The following is a 15,183-nucleotide window of genomic DNA, read 5'->3' on the forward strand; positions in this document are numbered from 1 at the left end:
GTCAGATGTAGGGCGCGTCACGCTGCGTGCGGGCGCGCGTACCGGCGCGCGCGGGGCCCCGGGCGGCACGGCGGCGGTCATACGGCCGCGCCCAGTGCGGCGATCACGTCCGCCTTGCGCGGCATCCCGACGGCGCGGCGCACGATCCGGCCGGCGGAGTCGAGGACCAGCACCGTGGGGGTCTTCTCGATGCCCAGGCGGCGGACCAGCTCCAGGTTCTTCTCGGCGTCGATCTCGATGTGCGCGACGCCTTCCACCAAGGCGGCGACGTCCGCCAGGATCCTGCGCGTGGCGCGACAGGGTTGACAGAAGGCGCTGGAGAACTGGACCAGGCTGGCCCGCTCCCCCGGCGCGCGACCCAGTTCGGCGGCGCCCAACGGCGCGTGTCCGACCACTTCCCGTCCGCCCTCCTCGTGCCCGCGCACCCCGACTCCCCTCCGGCCCGTCCGGGGAGCCGACCCTCCGACCCGTCCCGCCGACCTGCCGCACCCGTCACACCTGTCCGTACGCTTGGGCGTAGCGCCCCGCACGCGGCCCGCATTCCCCGCGTGACGAGAATCTCCCCGGGCGGGGGCCTCTGGGCTGGTCTGCGGGGCTCGTTTGGGGCACGATCCCCGTAGTCGCGTACCTACGCTGCCGTAACTTCCGGCCGGGAGCACTTCCCCAGGCAGAAAGCGGGGTCTCCCCACCATGGCTGAACTCGTCTACCCCCCAGTGATCGGCGCAGCGCACACGCTGTTCCGCGCGCTCGACGTCCGGATCGACGTTCAGGGCACCGAGAACATCCCGCGCAAGGGCGGGGCGGTCCTGGTGTCGAACCACATCGGCTACCTCGACTTCATCTTCGCCGGGCTGACCGCGCGCCCGCAGAAGCGCCTGGTGCGCTTCATGGCGAAGGAGTCGGTGTTCCGGCACAAGGTCTCGGGTCCGCTGATGCGCGCGATGAAGCACATCCCCGTCGACCGCAAGCAGGGCGAGACCGCCTACCAGCACGCGCTGGACTCGCTGCGGTCCGGCGAGATCATCGGGGTGTTCCCCGAGGCCACGATCTCCCAGTCCTTCACGCTCAAGAGCTTCAAGTCCGGCGCCGCGCGCATGGCCCAGGAAGCCGGGGTCCCGCTGATCCCCGTCGCCCTGTGGGGCACGCAGCGGCTGTGGACCAAGGGGCGCCCCAAGGACCTCAAGCGCAGCCACATCCCCGTCACGATGCGGGTCGGCGAGCCCCTGGAGGCTCCGGCCGACCAGTACGCGGGCGCCATCACGCGCCGGCTGCGCGAGCGCGTGCAGGAGCTGCTCGACGCCGCGCAGAGCGCGTACCCGGGCAAGCCGAAGGGTCCCGAGGACTCCTGGTGGCTGCCGGCCCACCTCGGCGGTACCGCGCCGACGGCGGCCCAGGTCAAGGAAGCCGGCTGAAACGAGGTCACCGGGCCGGGTGAAACCGGCGGCGCGGGCGCCCCGCGCACGCCCGTCCGTACGTCCGTACGACCCCACGCCCGTCACGTACGTCTCGCGTACGTCCCACGTACGTCCGTCGCCGCCCGGCGTCAGCTGTCGGGGCGCGCCCGCGCATCCGCCTCCGTCCGGGCGGCCCGCTTGCGCCGCCGGTGCGCGGCGACCCGTTCGCGGGTGGCGCAGGCGCCCGAGCAGTAGCGGCGGGCGCTGCCGGGGCCGGTGCCCAGGAAGAGCCGCCCGCAGCCGCCGGCCGCGCAGGCGCCCCAGGCGAGCCGCCCGTACTCGGTGAGCAGTTGGGCCAGGGCCAGGGCGCCCGAGGCCAGGTACCAGTCGCCCCAGGCCGCCCCGTCGCCCCGGTCCACGTGCAGGTGCCAGGGGTGGCCGTCGTGCCGGGTCAGCCGGGGACGGGTGCCGCACTCTTCCAGCAGCGCGTTCAGCGCCCCGGCCGCCCGGTCCTCGTCCGTCTCGGCCAGGACCAGCGCCATCCGGGCCGCCGCGGCCCGCAGTTCGGCCGCTTCCGCCTCCCCGAAGGCCTCCGGGGTGAGGTCCGCCGGGTGCTCCCCGTGGCGGACGAGCAGCTCCGCGAGCGCCGTGCGCGGGAGGCCGGGATCGACGCGGACCGCTTCGGCGAGGTCGATCAGCCGCCCGGCGGCCGAGAAGCCGCCGCGCGCCGCTTCCGACGGGTCGGCGCCGGCGGCGCCCTTCCCTTCCGTCATCTCCCGGTCCTTTCCCTGTGCGTGCCGCGTCCCCATGACGTAACGTCTTGTCGAATCATCACGTTACACATTCACCGGAGGGTGCGCCGATGAGCGGGTTCGGACGGTACCTGGCGGCCGCGCTCGCCGCGCGCTTCGCCTCCGAGGGCATGGGGATGGCGGTGGTGCTGCTCGCCCTGGAACGCTCCGGGAGCGCCGCGCACGGGGCGTTCGTCCTCACCGCCTGGCTGGCTCCGCACGTGTTGGCCGCTCCCCTCGCGGGCGTGCTCGCGGGCCGGGTCCGCAGGCCCCGGCTGTTCTACGCGGGCTCGCTGGCCGGGTTCACGGCGGCCGTCGCGACGCTGGCCCTGCTGCTGGGCCGGGCCCCCACGGCGGTGGTCCTGGCGGTGGCGGTGCTGGGCGGGACCTGCGGCCCGGTGGTCACGGGCGGGCTCTCCAGCCTGGTGGCGGGAGTGGCGCCGGCGGGCCCCGGGCGCGACCGGGCCTACGGCTGGGACGCCTCCACCTACAACGCGGCGGCCGTGACGGCCCCGGCGGTGGTGAGCGTCCTCGCGGCGACGGGCTCGGCGGCGCCCGCGATGGGCGCGCTCGCGGCCTCGGGGGCCCTGGCGGCGCTGCTGGCGGCTTCACTGCCGGCCTCGGCGTACGAGGTCCCGGGCGCGGGCCGGGAGGCGGGCGGCCCCCGGGCCGGGCTCGGGGCGGGGCTCACGGCCCTGTGGCGGGTCCCGCAGCTGCGGGCCATCACCTCGGCGACGACGGTGGCCTTCGTCGGGATCGGCTCGCTGACCACCACCTCGGTGTTGCTGGCCGGGTCCCTGGGCAGCCCGGGGGCGGGCGGGGTGTTGATGACGGCCTTCGCGGTGGGCGCGCTGACCGGCTCCCTGACGCTGGGCCGGATCACCGCCCTGGATCCGGGCCGGCTCGCCCGCTGGGCCCTGACCGGTACGGGGGCGGCGCTCGCGGTGGCGGCCTTCGCCCCGTCGCCGGCGTGGACGGCGGTGGCCTTCGCCGTCGCCGGGGTCTGTGACGGGCCGCTGTTGACGGCCACCCTGCGCATCCGCTCGCAGTACGCGCCGGGGGCGGTACGGACGCAGGTGTTCACCCTGGGGGCGGGGCTCAAACTGACCGCCGCCTCGGCGGGCGCCGCCCTGGTGGGGCTCGCCGCGGCCGCGCCGCCGTGGACGCTGGTGCTCGGGATCGCCGTGCTCCAACTGGTCGGCGCCGCCCTGCACGCCCTGACCCCGGCCCGGGAGTCCGTACCGGCGCCGGGGCGGGCGGCCGGGGTCAGAGGGCCTTCGGCAGGTTCCGCCACAGCTCGGTCCGGTCCGCCGACTCCCGGAGCGCCTTGAGCGTGCCGGGGTGCGTGGTGGCGTGGAGCCCCGGGTAGTCGACCTCGCCCAGCTCGGGGCGCGCCGGGAAGGCGAGGCGTTCCCGCTCCAGGTCGAACCGGGCGTCGACGCCCGGCTTGTTGCCGCGCGGGTCCACGCGGGACCAGCGCGCGGCCCCGGGCAGCCGGAGCGCGACGAGACCGTGCAGGAGGGGGTTGGTCCCGTCGTCGTCGGTCAGGAGTTGGTAGCAGAGCGCGGTGGGCACGCCCCGGGCGCGCAGCAGGGCGGCGAGGGCGTGGGCCTTGGCGTGGCAGATGCCGTTGCGGGTGCCCAGCACGTCGGAGGCCCGCCAGGTGACGCGCTGGTCCCCCGAGTCCTTTGAGTGCGGGACGGTGTCGCGGACGAACTCGAAGGCGGCCTCCGCGTAGGCGCGGATCTCGCCGGTGGCCGCCCAGAGGGCGTCGGAGGTCTCGCGTACGAGGGGGTGGTCGTGGTCGATCACCTCGTCGGCCGCCAGATAGGCGTCGACGTCGGTGTGCTCCTGGATCAGTTTCATGATCCAGGAGCATACCTATGCGTTAGAGCGCATGACTATCGAATTGTGGAGCGTCGGACGACCCCGGTCGTGGAGCGTCGGACGGCCCCGGGACCCGGACCGCTGGGATCCGGACGGCCGGCCCCCTACCGGGCCAGCTCCTCCTTGAGGGCCTGGAGGAAGCCGTCCACGTCCTCCTCCTGGGTATCGAAGCCGCACATCCAGCGGACGTCGCCGGCGGCCTCGTCCCAGAAGTAGAAGCGGTAGCGCTTCTGGAGCCTGCGCGTGACCTCGTGCGGCAGGCGCGCGAACACCGCGTTCGCCTGCACCGGATAGAGGATCTCCACCCCGTCGGTCTCGCGGACACCGGCGGCGAGACGCTGCGCCATCGCGTTGCCGTGGCGGGCGTTGCGCAGCCACAGGTCCTTGGCGAGGAGCGCCTCCAGCTGCACGGACACGAAGCGCATCTTCGAGGCGAGCTGCATCGACATCTTGCGGATGTGCTTCATCTGCCGGACCGCGTCGGGGTTCAGCACCACCACGGCCTCGCCGAACATCATGCCGTTCTTGGTGCCGCCGTACGAGAGCACGTCCACGCCCACCGTGTTGGTGAAGGCGCGCATCGGCACGTCGAGCGAAGCCGCGGCGTTGGCTATGCGGGCGCCGTCGAGGTGCACCTTCATGCCGAGGCCGTGGGCGTGCTCGCAGATCGCCCGGATCTCGTCCGGGGTGTAGACCGTGCCCAGCTCGGTGTTCTGGGTGATCGAGACCACCTGCGGCATCGCCCGGTGCTCGTCCTCGAAGCCCCAGGCCTCCTGGTCGATCAGCTCGGGGGTCAGCTTGCCGTCCGGGGTGGGGACGGCGAGCAGCTTGAGGCCGGCCATCCGCTCCGGGGCGCCGCCCTCGTCCACGTTGATGTGGGCGGACTTGGCGCAGATCACGGCGCCCCAGCGGTCCGTCATGGCCTGGAGGGCGACGACGTTGGCACCGGTGCCGTTGAAGACCGGGAAGGTCTGCGCGTACGGCCCGAAGTGGCTGCGGAAGATCTTCTGGAGGTTCTCGGTGTACTCGTCCTCACCGTACGAGACCTGGTGGCCACCGTTGGCGAGGGCGATCGCGGCGAGGACCTCCGGGTGCACGCCGGCGTAGTTGTCGCTGGCGAAACCGCGTACGGCCGGGTCGTGATGGCGCCGGGCGTCCGTCTTCCCGGTTTCGGTCCTCACGGTTGCGGGGTGAGCCACAGACGCTGTCCGTTCACATCGGAGGCGGGCCGGTCCCACACGCCGGCGATGGCCTCGGCCAGCTCGGCGACGTCGGTGAAGCCCGCGAACTTCGCATTGGGACGCTCGGCGCGCATCGCGTCGTGCACCAGTGCCTTGATGACCAGGATCGCAGCCGCGGCGCCGGGGCCGTCCTCGCCCCCGAGCTTGCGGAAGGAGTCGGCCATCGCCAGCGTCCACGCCTCGGCGGCCGCCTTGCCGGCGTTGTACGCGGCGTTGTTGGCGACCGGCTTGTGGGCGCCGGACTGGCTGATCAGCAGGTAGCGCCCGCGGTCGCTGCGCAGCAGCGCGTCGTGGAAGGCCAGCGAGGTGTGCTGGACGGTGCGGATGAGGAGCTTCTCCAGGAAGTCCCAGTCCGCGAGGTCCACGTCGGTGAAGGTTTTGCTGCCGCGCCAGCCTCCGACGAGGTGGACGACCCCGTCGACGCGGCCGAACTCCTTCTCGGTGCGCTCGGCCCAGGCCTTGGTGGCCTCCAGGTCGAGCAGGTCGACGGTGTCACCGGTGACACTGGCGCCGCCGTGGGCGTAGCGGGCGGCGTCGACGGCCTCGGCGAGGCGCGCCGGGTCGGCGTCGGAGGCCACGACCACGGCGCCGGCCTCGGCGAGGCGTAGGAGGGCGGCGCGGCCGGCGGGGCCACCGGCCCCGGCCACCGCGACCACCGCTCCGTGGAGGTTCCCGTTGCCGTTCGCGGACCCGTTCATCTGTGCGGCCTCCTGGGGGCGAGCGCTCACGCGGCGACCCGCTCGGACGTTTCGGCGTCGAAAGCGGTGATGCCCTTCGTCGAGGCGATCACGCCCTTGAGCTTCTTGGCGAGGGCCTCGTAGAACATGCTGAGGGGAAACTCGTCCGGAAGCACGTCGTCCACGAGCTTGCGCGGCGGCTGCGTCAGGTCGAGGGCGTCGGGACCCTTGGCCCACTTGGAGCCCGGGTGCGGGGCGAGGTAGGTGGCGACCAGCTCGTAGGCCTTGAACCAGTGGACGAGCTTGGGGCGGTCGATGCCGGCCCGGTAGAGGTTCTCGATCTCGGCGCAGAGCTGGTTGGTGACCTGCGGGGCGCGCATCCAGTCGATCTTCAGCGTGTTGTCGGTCCAGCGCACCACGTCGTGCTTGTGGAGGTACGCGAAGAGCAGCTGGCCACCGAGGCCGTCGTAGTTGCGGTTGCGGTCGCCGGAGACCGGGAAGCGGAACATCCGGTCGAAGAGGACGGCGTACTGGACGTCGCGGCCGTGCTCGTTGCCCTCGGACTCCAGCTTCACGGCCTCCTTGAAGGCGGTGAGGTCGCAGCGCAGCTCTTCCAGGCCGTACATCCAGAACGGCTGGCGCTGCTTGATCATGAAGGGGTCGAACGGCAGGTCGCCGTGGCTGTGGGTGCGGTCGTGGACCATGTCCCACAGGACGAAGGCCTTCTCGCAGCGCTCCTGGTCCTCGACCATGCGGGCGATGTCCTCGGGCAGGTCGATGCCCAGGATGTCGACGGCCGCCTCGGTCACCTTGCGGTAGCGGGCGGCCTCGCGGTCGCAGAAGATGCCGCCCCAGGTGAAGCGCTCGGGGGCCTCGCGCACGGCGATGGTCTCCGGGAAGAGCACCGCGGAGTGGGTGTCGTAGCCCGGGGTGAAGTCCTCGAAGGTGATGCCGAGGAAGAGCGGGTTGTCGTACCGGGTGCGCTCCAGCTCGGCGAGCCACTCGGGCCACACCATCTTGAGCACGACGGCTTCCAGGTTGCGGTCCGGGTTGCCGTTCTGCGTGTACATCGGGAAGATCACGAGGTGCTGGAGACCGTCGGCGCGCTCGGCGGCCGGGTGGAAGGCCAGCAGGGAGTCGAGGAAGTCCGGCACCTCGAAGTCGCCCGCGGCCCACTTGCGCAGGTCGGCGACGAGCGCGCGGTGGTAGGCGACCCCGTGCGGCAGGAGCGGCGAGAGCGTCTCGACGGCCTCGACGACGCGGTCCACGGCGGCCAGGACGGTGGCGCGGGCGTGCGCGCCCTCGACCTCGAAGTCGATGGACCCGTCCTTGGCCTGCCAGGGGCGGATCTCCTCCACGGCGGCCTTGAGCTCGGGCCACGCCGGGTGGTCGACCACCCGCGTCCCGGCGGTTATCACGGCTCCGCCAGTACCCGGCACAAGAGTTTCCGTCATGTCACTTCCTCCACAGGAGAACCTCACGTCGGCACAGCGTAAGCGCGTGAGGCTCTCCCACTCAAGAGGGAACTCGGGAAATTATCCTGCCCCACCCCCATGCACACCGAAATTCTTCCCGTCGCACCGGGTGGAGGCCACCACTCCGGCTAGGCCGCCCGCTCCTCCGACTATGGCCCCCGCGTTCAGATCCCGCGTCCGGAGAAGTGCGGGATGACCTTCTCCCCCCACTGACGCAGGGTCTCCAGGCACGCCTCCTGCGGCACGGTGCCCATCTGGATGAGGCACATCACCTCGTCGGCCCCCGCCCGCCGCAGCCGCTCCACGTACGCGATGGCGTCGTCGGCGCTCCCGTAGGCGTGGTCGGCGTTGAAGGTGGCGGTGGCGGTCGGCCGCACCGGGATGTACTGCTCGTTCAGCCGCGCCACCACCTGCTCGGCGGCCCGGCGCATCTCCGCCGCCTCGTCGGAGCCCGCCACCACCGCCTCGTCGGGGACGCCCGCGCCCCCGTACCAGTGCCCGATGGACTGGGCGAAGAACCGCTGGCCGCGGACGCCGATCCGGCGGGCCTCCTCGGGGTCGTCGAGCACGATGGTCGGGCAGAGCACCGAGAAGTGGTCGTTGACAACGGTGGACACGAAGGCGCTGCCGTCACGGCCCGCGACGGCCGCGTCGTACACGGCCCGCATCCCGGCGATCGACTCGGGACCGGCGAAGCCCATCACCAGGGCCCCGACCCCCCACTCCGCCGCCCGCACCAGGGTCTCGGCCCGGCTGCACGCGAGGAACAACGGCGGGTGCGGGGTCTGGACCGGGCGGGGCAGGATCGGGTGCGGGGAGATGTCGAGCAGTGCGCCGTGGTGCTCCAGCTCCTCCTCCTGCCAGGCCTTCCCGATGATCCGCAGGGCCTCCTCCACCTCGGCGGTGGTGCGCTCGCGGTCCACCCCGCACAGGGAGGTCTCCTGCTCGGTGCCGCCGCGCCCGGCCCCCAGGTCGAGCCGGCCGCCGGAGAGCAGGTCGAGCATCGCGGCCCGCTCGGCGACCCGGACCGGGTGGTTGAAGTTGAAGGGCATGCACACGACTCCGTGACCGATGCGTATGGTGTGCGTCCGGGCGGCGACCCAGGTCAGGAAGATCTCCGGCGCAAACCTTCTACTACGCATGGGTAGTTGAGTACGGTGAACCATGCCGATCGACCCCGAGTACCTGCATGCGGTCCACCAAGGGCCCTTCCCTGGCTACCTCTACGCGCGGGCCAGCCGCGACCCGAAGAAGAAGGGACGCAGCGTCACCGCCCAACTGATGGAGGGCCGCGCGCTCTGCGCCCGCTACGGCTGGCCCATCGTCGAGGAGTTCAAGGACGTCGACGTGTCCGCGTCCCGACACGCCAAGGTGGCGCGCGACGACTTCGACGCCATGCTCAAAGGCATCCGCGCCGGGCACGTACGGATCGTCGTGGCCTTCGAAGCCTCGCGCTACTACCGCGACCTTGAGGCGTACACCCGGCTGCGCGACGCCTGCCACAACGCGGGGGTCTTGCTCTACTACAAGGGCCAGATCTACGACTTCAGCAAGAGCGCCGACCGCAAGGCAACTGCGATGGACGCCGTCCAGGCGGAAAGCGAAGCGGAGGACATCCGCGACCGGAACCTCCGCACCGCCCGCCAGACCGCCGACGCGGGCAAGCCGTGGGGGCCGTGCCCCGACGGGTACAAGCGCATGTACGACCCGAACAGTGGCGACCTCGTCGAGCAGATCGAGCACCCTGTCCAGGGGCCCGTTGTGCGGGAAATCTGGGCGGACGCTGCGGCAGGAAAGTCGCTACGCGGCACGGCGGCACGGCTCACTGCGGCCGGGCACCGCACCCAGAAGGGAAAGGTCTGGGAGGACTGGCACCTGCGGACGATCCTGCGGAACCCGGCCTACGCTGGCCGCCGGGTGTACCAGGGCGAGGACTTCAAGGCTGGCACGTGGCCGGCGCTCGTCGACCCCGAGGTGTTCGAGGCTGTGCAGGCCCTGCTCGACATGGAGGGGCGGGCCTGGGCCACCGACCTCACGCCGACACATCTCCTGTCCGGGATCGGACTGTGCGGCGAGCACCCGGAGTTGATGGCCACGAATGCGGAGCCCGTGCTGCGCCCGTACGTCAACCGGAGCTATCCGTCGATGCGGTGTACGGATCGGGCTCACACGACGATCAACGAGGAGAAGTTCACGGCGTACGTCACGCTGGCGCTCCTCGACTACCTGTCCACGGACGCGGCCAAGGCCGCTTTTCAGGCGATGGAATCGGACAAGGAGGGGGCCGCGGCGCGAGCCCGACTGAAGGCCTTGGAGGGCCAGCTGAGGGAGGCCGAGGAGGCAGCGACTACGTTCGACGAGCATGGGGCGCCGGGGCTGAGTATCGCCATGCTGAACGCGACGGAGCAGCGCCTCAAGCCTCTCATCGCGGCGGCCCGCCAGGCGGCCCGCCCGCGCGTGGTCCCGGCCGTGGTACGTAACCTGCTGACGTCCAAGGACCCGTTCGCGCTGTGGGAGGAGTACGACCTTCAGCAGCAGCGGGCGGTAATCCGGCTGTGCATGACTGTGCGCCTCCATAAGGCGAGCACCCCCGGTGTGCGATCGATCCAGCCGGGCCGGATCACGATCGCCTACCAGGGTGAGCCAGGGTTCATGGGCGGGCGACGCCGCGGTCGCGTACTGCCTCCGGAGCCTGGTCTGCCGGGTGGGCCGTAGCCCGCTCGCGGACAGGCTGCTGTTGTCCGGGGAGGCGCAGGATCTTCGCCTCGACCGCCTCGGTCGGGGCGTTGAGGAGGCCAGCGAGGTGGAGGCGGATTCCGGTCGCCATGCTCTCGATGATCAGAGCCTCGCGGCGGGCTTCGAAGTCAGCTTCCATCGCAGCCTTGGCGGCGATGAAGTGTTGCTCCTGCCTCACTCGGTCGCCCTCGATGTCACGCAGGCGGCGACGGTGTTCCTCGGCCTGGGCGCCCTGGGCGGCGACGTAGCGCGTCTCTTCGTTCTGGGCCTGCCGGACGGAGTCGGCGAGTTGGCGGCGCTCGGCGCTGGTGTCAACGGTCCAGGCCCGGAGCTTGGCCAGACCCATCATCCCGGCGGCGGCAAGGCCAGCGAGGCCGCCGCCGACTGATGCCGGGATGCTGGAGTCGACGATCCCGTAGGCCAGGATGCCCGTTGAGAACGTCATGGCTGCGCCGGCGCCAGCGGCGGCAATTCTAGCTCGGGTTGCGCTTCCTGCCTGATCCATCCGTACCCCCGCTATGCGTGTGCTGCGGCACCCCCGCCGTCGGACTCGTCCGCAGCGTCCTGGATGCGCCTCAACCGCTCCACCGTGGCCGCGAGCATCTCGCGTGCCACGGGGTCGTGAATGCCAAGGGCATTTGCCGCTTCGTCGAGGGTGATTGTTTTTGAGCCTACCCCTGATGCCCGAGTTTGGGAGGGGGTTGACAGTGACTCAGGAGAAATAATCCCGGCTTCAACTAGCAGGTCGCGCACGTCCAGGTCAACGGCCGCGGCGAGTGGTTCGAAGAAGCGTGGATCCGGGATGGACTCCCCTCTGAGGACGCGCCCCATAGTGCTCTCGGAGAGGCCGGCGGCGCGCGCGAGTGCGGCCTTGCCTCCGTGGCTGTCTAGGTCGTATCTGCCCGTAGTTCGGGCGGCGCTGGCGATCAGCCTGCCGAACCGCTGTCGAACCGTCTCTTCACTCCGCATGGTTGCAAGGTATCTGCCCAGGTAGAGAGATGCAGCACCCTTGCTAGCAAGCAAGGGTACGCGTTTGGCCAGGTAGAAGCGTTACGGCAGCTCGAATCAGCGCTCGAACGCTTGTTCTCCACGAAATCATTACCTTTCTTGCTGGCATCCTTGCTTGCTAGGCAGGGTGTTTGCTGCGTAGAGTTCTGCCTATCGAGGCAGGTTCGCCTCGGTAGGCAGAACCAAGGGGGTGACCCATGTACCGACTTCACATCGAGCGCCTCAAGGCCGCCGCGAGCGATCGAGGCGACATCACCGGCTACGCCATCGCGAAGCGCACGGGCCTCGCCGAATCACACATCTCGAAGCTCCTGAACCGACGCTCGAAGCCGCTCGTCGAAACGTTGCTCGTCCTCAAGCGCACGTACGGCGGGACGGTCGACGACTTCATCGAGGAGACCGCCGCGTGACCCGCGCCGAACTCGTCGCCTACCTCGGGCCGACAGTCGTCGCTCACATCGAGCAGGGCGTGGCCGCCGCTCCCCCACCGGGACCTGAGCTGATCGCCGCACTCCGGCCGATCCTCACCAACCCGGCCAAGCGCCAGGCGCCCGTCGCCGACGAGCGCGCCGCCGCCTGACCTACGAAAGCGGGGCCGCCCGGACGGCTATCCGGAACAGCCCCTCGGCAGCACCTCACCACCAACAGAGAGGTACACCGTGAAGAACAACTCTATCCCCACCCGCTTTCCCATCCCGCTTCCGTCCCGCCCGCTCCCGGACATGCCGGTCGAGCTGTACAAGGACGGCCGCGGGTTCCTGTGGAAGCTGGTCGAGGACGGCCAGGACGGCCGGCTGTTCGTGCCGGAGCCGGTGAACCCGGCGAACTGCCCGCGAACGTTCTGGGCCCGTGAGGCCGAGCTGGCGGCGACGGTCGGCGCGCTGACGCTGGTGGAGCGTGCGGCATGAACACGAAGTCGCTGAACTCGCTGGCGGATCTGATCTGCCGGGCGCAGGAGCAGGACCGGACGCCGATGGGGATTGCGTTCGCGGTCGACGCGGCGGGCCGGCACATGACGCCGGAGGTGGCTGCCGAGCTGGCTCGGTTGCGGTCCCGGGTGTCCGAGCTGGAGGCGGAGCGGCACGGAACGAACGAGGCCCTGTCCGACGCGGCCGAAGCGCTGCGGGTGGGTCGGGACCGGATGGCCGAGCTGGAGGCCGAGCGCACTCGGCCGGCGCCGATGTTCGACCCGGTCGCCGGGCTGGAGCGTCTCCGGCAGGAGATCGCCGCCGCGCCGGTCGAGGACCCGCACGACTCGCCGCTCCACCACGCGTACACCACCGGCCGCGACCTCCCGGAGGTGTCCCGTGGCTGACCGCGTCCGGGTGCTCTGCGCTCACGGCTCCGTCCTGTTGCAGGACGGCTGCCCCGGCTGCGACTCCGAGGCCGAGACCCCGCACCAGGGGGACCCGGTCCGTGTCGTCCCGTCGTGGACGTCCACCCCGCACACCCGTTGCCGTCGCTGCACCCTCCGTCCGTCCGACCGCATCCACACGAAGGGCGGCACCCGATGAACGAGAACCCCAGCCGCGAGCCGGGCCTGTCCATCCGTCTCAACCCGACCTGGAACGCCGCGATCCTCCGTGTCGACCAGGTCCGCCGGGACACCCTCCTCTCCCTCGCCGTGGCGTGGGGTACGGACGAGGGCCGCGAGGACATCATCCTCCAGCTCGACGCGCTTGCCGAGGCCGTGGCCTCCCCGCGTGACGGGGAGCTGGACCACCTCGTCGAGGCGGTCGAGGACGCGGCCGCCATGGACGACGCCGAGACCCGCATCGACCTGGCCGCCGCGCTGCGGCTGAGGGCCGAGCTGGACGGCGTGATCCCGCAGCTCGCCCGCTTCAACCCGGCTGCGGTCCTGCTGTCGAAGGTCCCGAGTCAGGAGCGGGGGGCCGCCGCGTGAGCGCTACCACCCCCACCGCCCGTGAGCGGCTCGTCGCGAAGGTCGCGTTCCACTCGGACCGCTACGAGAAGGACTTCCTCGCGGAACTCGACGCCTACCGCGCCGAGGTGCTCGCCGAAAAGGCCGCCACACCGCTGATCGTCCGCCGCTTCGACTGCTCCGTCGAACCGGCGCTGGAGGACGAGAACCTCGAGCTGCTCGTGTGCTGCGTCGCGGAGGACGAGCGCCCGGTGGCGCTGCTCCTCGACGACGAGGCGCGGGCCAAGCTCGCCGGACTCCTCGGTCTGGCGGAGGGGAAGGGCACCGGCACGACCTGCGGCGAGCCCACCCCGTCGCGGTTCACTGCCACTCCCCTGGACGTGGACGTGTTCCTCCGGCGGAACTTCGCCGAGGACGTCTACCTCCGCTACCAGCAGGTCATCGGCGACCTGTCCGTCGCCGAGGCCGCCCGGGATGCCCGTATGGGTGCTGCGGTGCGGCAGGTCGACGGCGAGCCGGACATGGCCGAGTTGATCCGCGAGGTGGTCGACGAGATCGACCCGCGTAAGGGCGGCGGCCCGTACCCGGCGGTGCTGATCTGCTCGCAGCACAACGGGTTCGGGCCGTGCCCTGGGGCTCCGAAGTGCACGCCTGGCGGTGACCGATGAGCGCCCGCGCCCGTATCGCCGTCCTCCACCGGCTGTTCGTCCAGCAGCCCGGCCCCATCAAGACGGGGTCCGTCGTCACCTACTACCAGGTGCAGGGCCTCGCGCCGGGCCGGAACACGGTCCGCCACGACCTGCGGGCGGCGTACCAGAAGGGCCTGATCTACCACACCGGACCGGAGAACGACCGGCGTTGGCATCTCCGCTCGATCGGCGGTGGCCGATGACCGGGCCCGAGCACTACCGCGAGGCCGAGCGACTCGTCCGGGAACTTACCTCGACCAACGGGGCGATTGACGTCGGCGAGGGGTCAGCCGAGGTTCTGGCCACCGCCCAGGTGCACGCCACCCTCGCCCTCGCCGCTGCGCAGGCCGGCCTCTTGGCCGACCGGTACATCGGCGACGGCGACCACATCACCGACTGGAACGCCGCCGCCTGCGGGCTCGCCTGGGGTGGCAGCCGCTCCGCCGAGGGGAGTTGCGACGGCATCGCCCTGAACGGTGTCCACACTCAAATCTTCAACTGCAAGCAGGCCGGTGAACGGCACGAGCTGCACCTGTGGCGCACGGGCCTGGAGTGGTTCACCTGCCGAGGTGAAGCCGCATGACGAATCCGCGCCTGGCGCGGGACACCGAGCGGGGTCGCTACTACAGCGACCCCGCCGGGGGCCCCGACCTCGTGTCCGTCACCAACGTCCTCGACACCGCCGTCGCGAAGAAGGCGCTCATCCCGTGGGCGGTCAAGCTCACGGTGGAGCACGTCCTCGCGAACCTCCCCTCGATCACCCTTCGCCTGGTCACCGAGCCGACGGCCGTGGTCCGCGAGATCAAGGCCGTCCACCGCGACGTGAAGGACCGCGCCGCCGATCTCGGCGACCGCATCCACAAGGGCGCCGAGCTGTACCTCTGCGGCGCCCCCGTCCCTGCCGACCCGGAGGTCGCCCCGTACCTGGTCCAGCTGAAGGTATGGCTGGCCGGGTGGGGCGTCGACCTCAACGAGCACATCGAGGCAACCGAGATCACCGTGTTCCACCGGCGCCTCGGCTACGCCGGGACGGCGGACCTGCTGATCTGGCTGCCGACCGGCCCAAGCGGCCAGCTGGAGCTGTGGCTCATCGACTTCAAGACGTCGGCGACCCGGCCCGCCAAGAGCGTCTACCCGGAGAACACGCTCCAGCTCGCCGCCCTGCGGTACGCGGAGACCGTCCTCCTCCCCGACGACACCGACGCCCCGATGCCCGCCATCCAGCGGGCCGGCGTCCTCAACCTCCGCGCGAAGTCACACGCGCTCGTGCCGATGCCCGCCGACCGGAACGCCCACCGCGCGTTCCGCGGCGCCCTCGAAGCCACGCGCTGGCTGCACGCCGCACCCTCCTCGTACGCCGCGCTGTCGCCTACGGCAGCGCCCTCCCGAAAGGCGGCCTGAG

At 71.4% G+C, this 15,183-nt stretch carries 22 protein-coding genes; 13 read left to right on the plus strand and 9 right to left on the minus strand.

What is annotated here, in order from left to right:
* Nucleotides 1–77: 77 nt before the first annotated feature.
* Nucleotides 78–425, minus strand: coding sequence for a thioredoxin family protein (locus ACIOD1_RS12645; RefSeq protein ID WP_365623690.1), 348 nt, complete (start codon nucleotides 423–425; stop codon nucleotides 78–80).
* A gap of 265 nt (nucleotides 426–690) precedes the next feature.
* On the opposite strand from ACIOD1_RS12645, the gene ACIOD1_RS12650 reads away from it, so the two are divergent.
* Nucleotides 691–1,413, plus strand: coding sequence for a lysophospholipid acyltransferase family protein (locus ACIOD1_RS12650; RefSeq protein WP_365623692.1), 723 nt, complete (start codon nucleotides 691–693; stop codon nucleotides 1,411–1,413).
* Nucleotides 1,414–1,544: 131 nt separating this feature from the next.
* Here the strand turns inward: ACIOD1_RS12650 and ACIOD1_RS12655 are convergent, their stop codons facing one another.
* Nucleotides 1,545–2,168 (minus strand): CGNR zinc finger domain-containing protein, encoded by a 624-nt coding sequence (locus tag ACIOD1_RS12655; RefSeq protein WP_365623694.1) that lies wholly within the window; start codon nucleotides 2,166–2,168, stop codon nucleotides 1,545–1,547.
* Nucleotides 2,169–2,257: 89 nt separating this feature from the next.
* Between ACIOD1_RS12655 and ACIOD1_RS12660 the strand changes: the two genes are divergently transcribed.
* Nucleotides 2,258–3,517, plus strand: a complete 1,260-nt coding sequence (locus tag ACIOD1_RS12660) for an MFS transporter (RefSeq protein WP_365623696.1) — start codon at nucleotides 2,258–2,260, stop codon at nucleotides 3,515–3,517.
* Here ACIOD1_RS12660 and ACIOD1_RS12665 read toward each other — a convergent pair.
* The 5 genes from ACIOD1_RS12665 to ACIOD1_RS12685 all read right to left on the minus strand — a co-directional run bounded on the left by ACIOD1_RS12665 (nucleotide 3,453) and on the right by ACIOD1_RS12685 (nucleotide 8,608).
* The gene (locus tag ACIOD1_RS12665) at nucleotides 3,453–4,052 is read right to left on the minus strand and encodes a transglutaminase domain-containing protein (protein WP_365623698.1); all 600 of its coding nucleotides are present in this window, start codon (nucleotides 4,050–4,052) and stop codon (nucleotides 3,453–3,455) included. The two genes, ACIOD1_RS12660 and ACIOD1_RS12665, sit on opposite strands and share 65 nt — an antisense overlap.
* 125 nt (nucleotides 4,053–4,177) lie before the next feature.
* Entirely contained in the window at nucleotides 4,178–5,272 is a 1,095-nt protein-coding gene (locus tag ACIOD1_RS12670; protein ID WP_365623700.1) for a low specificity L-threonine aldolase, read from the minus strand.
* Nucleotides 5,251–6,012 carry an SDR family oxidoreductase gene (locus tag ACIOD1_RS12675; protein WP_365623702.1) on the minus strand — a complete coding sequence of 254 codons (762 nt, stop codon included), beginning with the start codon at nucleotides 6,010–6,012 and terminating at the stop codon, nucleotides 5,251–5,253. The genes ACIOD1_RS12670 and ACIOD1_RS12675 overlap by 22 nt, the downstream gene beginning before the upstream one ends.
* A gap of 26 nt (nucleotides 6,013–6,038) precedes the next feature.
* Nucleotides 6,039–7,445 carry a DUF6421 family protein gene (locus tag ACIOD1_RS12680; protein WP_401901926.1) on the minus strand — a complete coding sequence of 469 codons (1,407 nt, stop codon included), beginning with the start codon at nucleotides 7,443–7,445 and terminating at the stop codon, nucleotides 6,039–6,041.
* A gap of 185 nt (nucleotides 7,446–7,630) precedes the next feature.
* The gene (locus tag ACIOD1_RS12685; protein ID WP_401901929.1) at nucleotides 7,631–8,608 is read right to left on the minus strand and encodes an LLM class flavin-dependent oxidoreductase; all 978 of its coding nucleotides are present in this window, start codon (nucleotides 8,606–8,608) and stop codon (nucleotides 7,631–7,633) included.
* Nucleotides 8,609–8,630: 22 nt separating this feature from the next.
* Here ACIOD1_RS12685 and ACIOD1_RS12690 point away from each other — a divergent pair, with 22 nt between their 5' ends.
* Entirely contained in the window at nucleotides 8,631–10,181 is a 1,551-nt protein-coding gene (locus tag ACIOD1_RS12690; protein WP_401901931.1) for a recombinase family protein, read from the plus strand.
* Here ACIOD1_RS12690 and ACIOD1_RS12695 read toward each other — a convergent pair.
* Both ACIOD1_RS12695 and ACIOD1_RS12700 read right to left on the minus strand, forming a co-directional pair.
* Nucleotides 10,117–10,707 (minus strand): hypothetical protein, encoded by a 591-nt coding sequence (locus ACIOD1_RS12695; RefSeq protein WP_401901934.1) that lies wholly within the window; start codon nucleotides 10,705–10,707, stop codon nucleotides 10,117–10,119. The genes ACIOD1_RS12690 and ACIOD1_RS12695 overlap by 65 nt on opposite strands.
* An 11-nt stretch (nucleotides 10,708–10,718) precedes the next feature.
* Entirely contained in the window at nucleotides 10,719–11,171 is a 453-nt protein-coding gene (locus ACIOD1_RS12700) for a helix-turn-helix domain-containing protein (RefSeq protein WP_401901936.1), read from the minus strand.
* A 236-nt stretch (nucleotides 11,172–11,407) separates the two neighbouring features.
* On the opposite strand from ACIOD1_RS12700, the gene ACIOD1_RS12705 reads away from it, so the two are divergent.
* The 10 genes from ACIOD1_RS12705 to ACIOD1_RS12750 all read left to right on the plus strand — a co-directional run bounded on the left by ACIOD1_RS12705 (nucleotide 11,408) and on the right by ACIOD1_RS12750 (nucleotide 15,182).
* The gene (locus ACIOD1_RS12705; protein ID WP_401901939.1) at nucleotides 11,408–11,620 is read left to right on the plus strand and encodes a hypothetical protein; all 213 of its coding nucleotides are present in this window, start codon (nucleotides 11,408–11,410) and stop codon (nucleotides 11,618–11,620) included.
* Entirely contained in the window at nucleotides 11,617–11,790 is a 174-nt protein-coding gene (locus ACIOD1_RS12710) for a hypothetical protein (protein WP_401901942.1), read from the plus strand. The genes ACIOD1_RS12705 and ACIOD1_RS12710 overlap by 4 nt, the downstream gene beginning before the upstream one ends.
* A 79-nt stretch (nucleotides 11,791–11,869) precedes the next feature.
* Nucleotides 11,870–12,118: a hypothetical protein gene (locus ACIOD1_RS12715; RefSeq protein ID WP_401901944.1), complete on the plus strand. Its 249-nt coding sequence runs from the start codon at nucleotides 11,870–11,872 to the stop codon at nucleotides 12,116–12,118.
* A complete protein-coding gene (locus ACIOD1_RS12720; RefSeq protein ID WP_401901947.1) occupies nucleotides 12,115–12,525 on the plus strand; it encodes a hypothetical protein in 411 nt (136 codons plus the stop codon). The genes ACIOD1_RS12715 and ACIOD1_RS12720 overlap by 4 nt, the downstream gene beginning before the upstream one ends.
* Complete coding sequence (locus ACIOD1_RS12725) at nucleotides 12,518–12,724, plus strand: hypothetical protein (protein ID WP_401901950.1); 207 nt, start codon at nucleotides 12,518–12,520, stop codon at nucleotides 12,722–12,724. The genes ACIOD1_RS12720 and ACIOD1_RS12725 overlap by 8 nt, the downstream gene beginning before the upstream one ends.
* Nucleotides 12,721–13,113, plus strand: a complete 393-nt coding sequence (locus ACIOD1_RS12730; protein WP_401901953.1) for a hypothetical protein — start codon at nucleotides 12,721–12,723, stop codon at nucleotides 13,111–13,113. Before ACIOD1_RS12725 ends, ACIOD1_RS12730 begins: the two co-directional genes overlap by 4 nt.
* Nucleotides 13,110–13,760, plus strand: coding sequence for a hypothetical protein (locus ACIOD1_RS12735; RefSeq protein ID WP_401901955.1), 651 nt, complete (start codon nucleotides 13,110–13,112; stop codon nucleotides 13,758–13,760). Before ACIOD1_RS12730 ends, ACIOD1_RS12735 begins: the two co-directional genes overlap by 4 nt.
* Nucleotides 13,757–13,984, plus strand: a complete 228-nt coding sequence (locus ACIOD1_RS12740) for a hypothetical protein (protein ID WP_401901958.1) — start codon at nucleotides 13,757–13,759, stop codon at nucleotides 13,982–13,984. The genes ACIOD1_RS12735 and ACIOD1_RS12740 overlap by 4 nt, the downstream gene beginning before the upstream one ends.
* On the plus strand, nucleotides 13,981–14,364 hold the full coding sequence (locus ACIOD1_RS12745) for a hypothetical protein (protein ID WP_401901961.1): 384 nt from the start codon (nucleotides 13,981–13,983) through the stop codon (nucleotides 14,362–14,364). Before ACIOD1_RS12740 ends, ACIOD1_RS12745 begins: the two co-directional genes overlap by 4 nt.
* Nucleotides 14,361–15,182: a hypothetical protein gene (locus ACIOD1_RS12750; protein ID WP_401901963.1), complete on the plus strand. Its 822-nt coding sequence runs from the start codon at nucleotides 14,361–14,363 to the stop codon at nucleotides 15,180–15,182. Before ACIOD1_RS12745 ends, ACIOD1_RS12750 begins: the two co-directional genes overlap by 4 nt.
* Nucleotide 15,183: the final 1 nt, after the last annotated feature.

The sequence above is a fragment of the Streptomyces sp. NPDC088097 genome, assembly GCF_044741845.1.
In the GTDB taxonomy this organism is placed as follows: domain Bacteria; phylum Actinomycetota; class Actinomycetes; order Streptomycetales; family Streptomycetaceae; genus Streptomyces.

Coding starts and splice junctions, on each gene's coding strand:
- ACIOD1_RS12650 (WP_365623692.1), top strand. CDS start 691: ATGGCTGAACTCGTCTACCCCCCAGTGATCGGCGCAGCGCACACGCTG.
- ACIOD1_RS12655 (WP_365623694.1), bottom strand. CDS start 2,168: ATGACGGAAGGGAAGGGCGCCGCCGGCGCCGACCCGTCGGAAGCGGCG.
- ACIOD1_RS12660 (WP_365623696.1), top strand. CDS start 2,258: ATGAGCGGGTTCGGACGGTACCTGGCGGCCGCGCTCGCCGCGCGCTTC.
- ACIOD1_RS12665 (WP_365623698.1), bottom strand. CDS start 4,052: ATGAAACTGATCCAGGAGCACACCGACGTCGACGCCTATCTGGCGGCC.
- ACIOD1_RS12675 (WP_365623702.1), bottom strand. CDS start 6,012: ATGAACGGGTCCGCGAACGGCAACGGGAACCTCCACGGAGCGGTGGTC.
- ACIOD1_RS12680 (WP_401901926.1), bottom strand. CDS start 7,445: ATGACGGAAACTCTTGTGCCGGGTACTGGCGGAGCCGTGATAACCGCC.
- ACIOD1_RS12685 (WP_401901929.1), bottom strand. CDS start 8,608: ATGCGTAGTAGAAGGTTTGCGCCGGAGATCTTCCTGACCTGGGTCGCC.
- ACIOD1_RS12690 (WP_401901931.1), top strand. CDS start 8,631: ATGCCGATCGACCCCGAGTACCTGCATGCGGTCCACCAAGGGCCCTTC.
- ACIOD1_RS12695 (WP_401901934.1), bottom strand. CDS start 10,707: ATGGATCAGGCAGGAAGCGCAACCCGAGCTAGAATTGCCGCCGCTGGC.
- ACIOD1_RS12700 (WP_401901936.1), bottom strand. CDS start 11,171: ATGCGGAGTGAAGAGACGGTTCGACAGCGGTTCGGCAGGCTGATCGCC.
- ACIOD1_RS12705 (WP_401901939.1), top strand. CDS start 11,408: ATGTACCGACTTCACATCGAGCGCCTCAAGGCCGCCGCGAGCGATCGA.
- ACIOD1_RS12720 (WP_401901947.1), top strand. CDS start 12,115: ATGAACACGAAGTCGCTGAACTCGCTGGCGGATCTGATCTGCCGGGCG.
- ACIOD1_RS12730 (WP_401901953.1), top strand. CDS start 12,721: ATGAACGAGAACCCCAGCCGCGAGCCGGGCCTGTCCATCCGTCTCAAC.
- ACIOD1_RS12740 (WP_401901958.1), top strand. CDS start 13,757: ATGAGCGCCCGCGCCCGTATCGCCGTCCTCCACCGGCTGTTCGTCCAG.
- ACIOD1_RS12745 (WP_401901961.1), top strand. CDS start 13,981: ATGACCGGGCCCGAGCACTACCGCGAGGCCGAGCGACTCGTCCGGGAA.
- ACIOD1_RS12750 (WP_401901963.1), top strand. CDS start 14,361: ATGACGAATCCGCGCCTGGCGCGGGACACCGAGCGGGGTCGCTACTAC.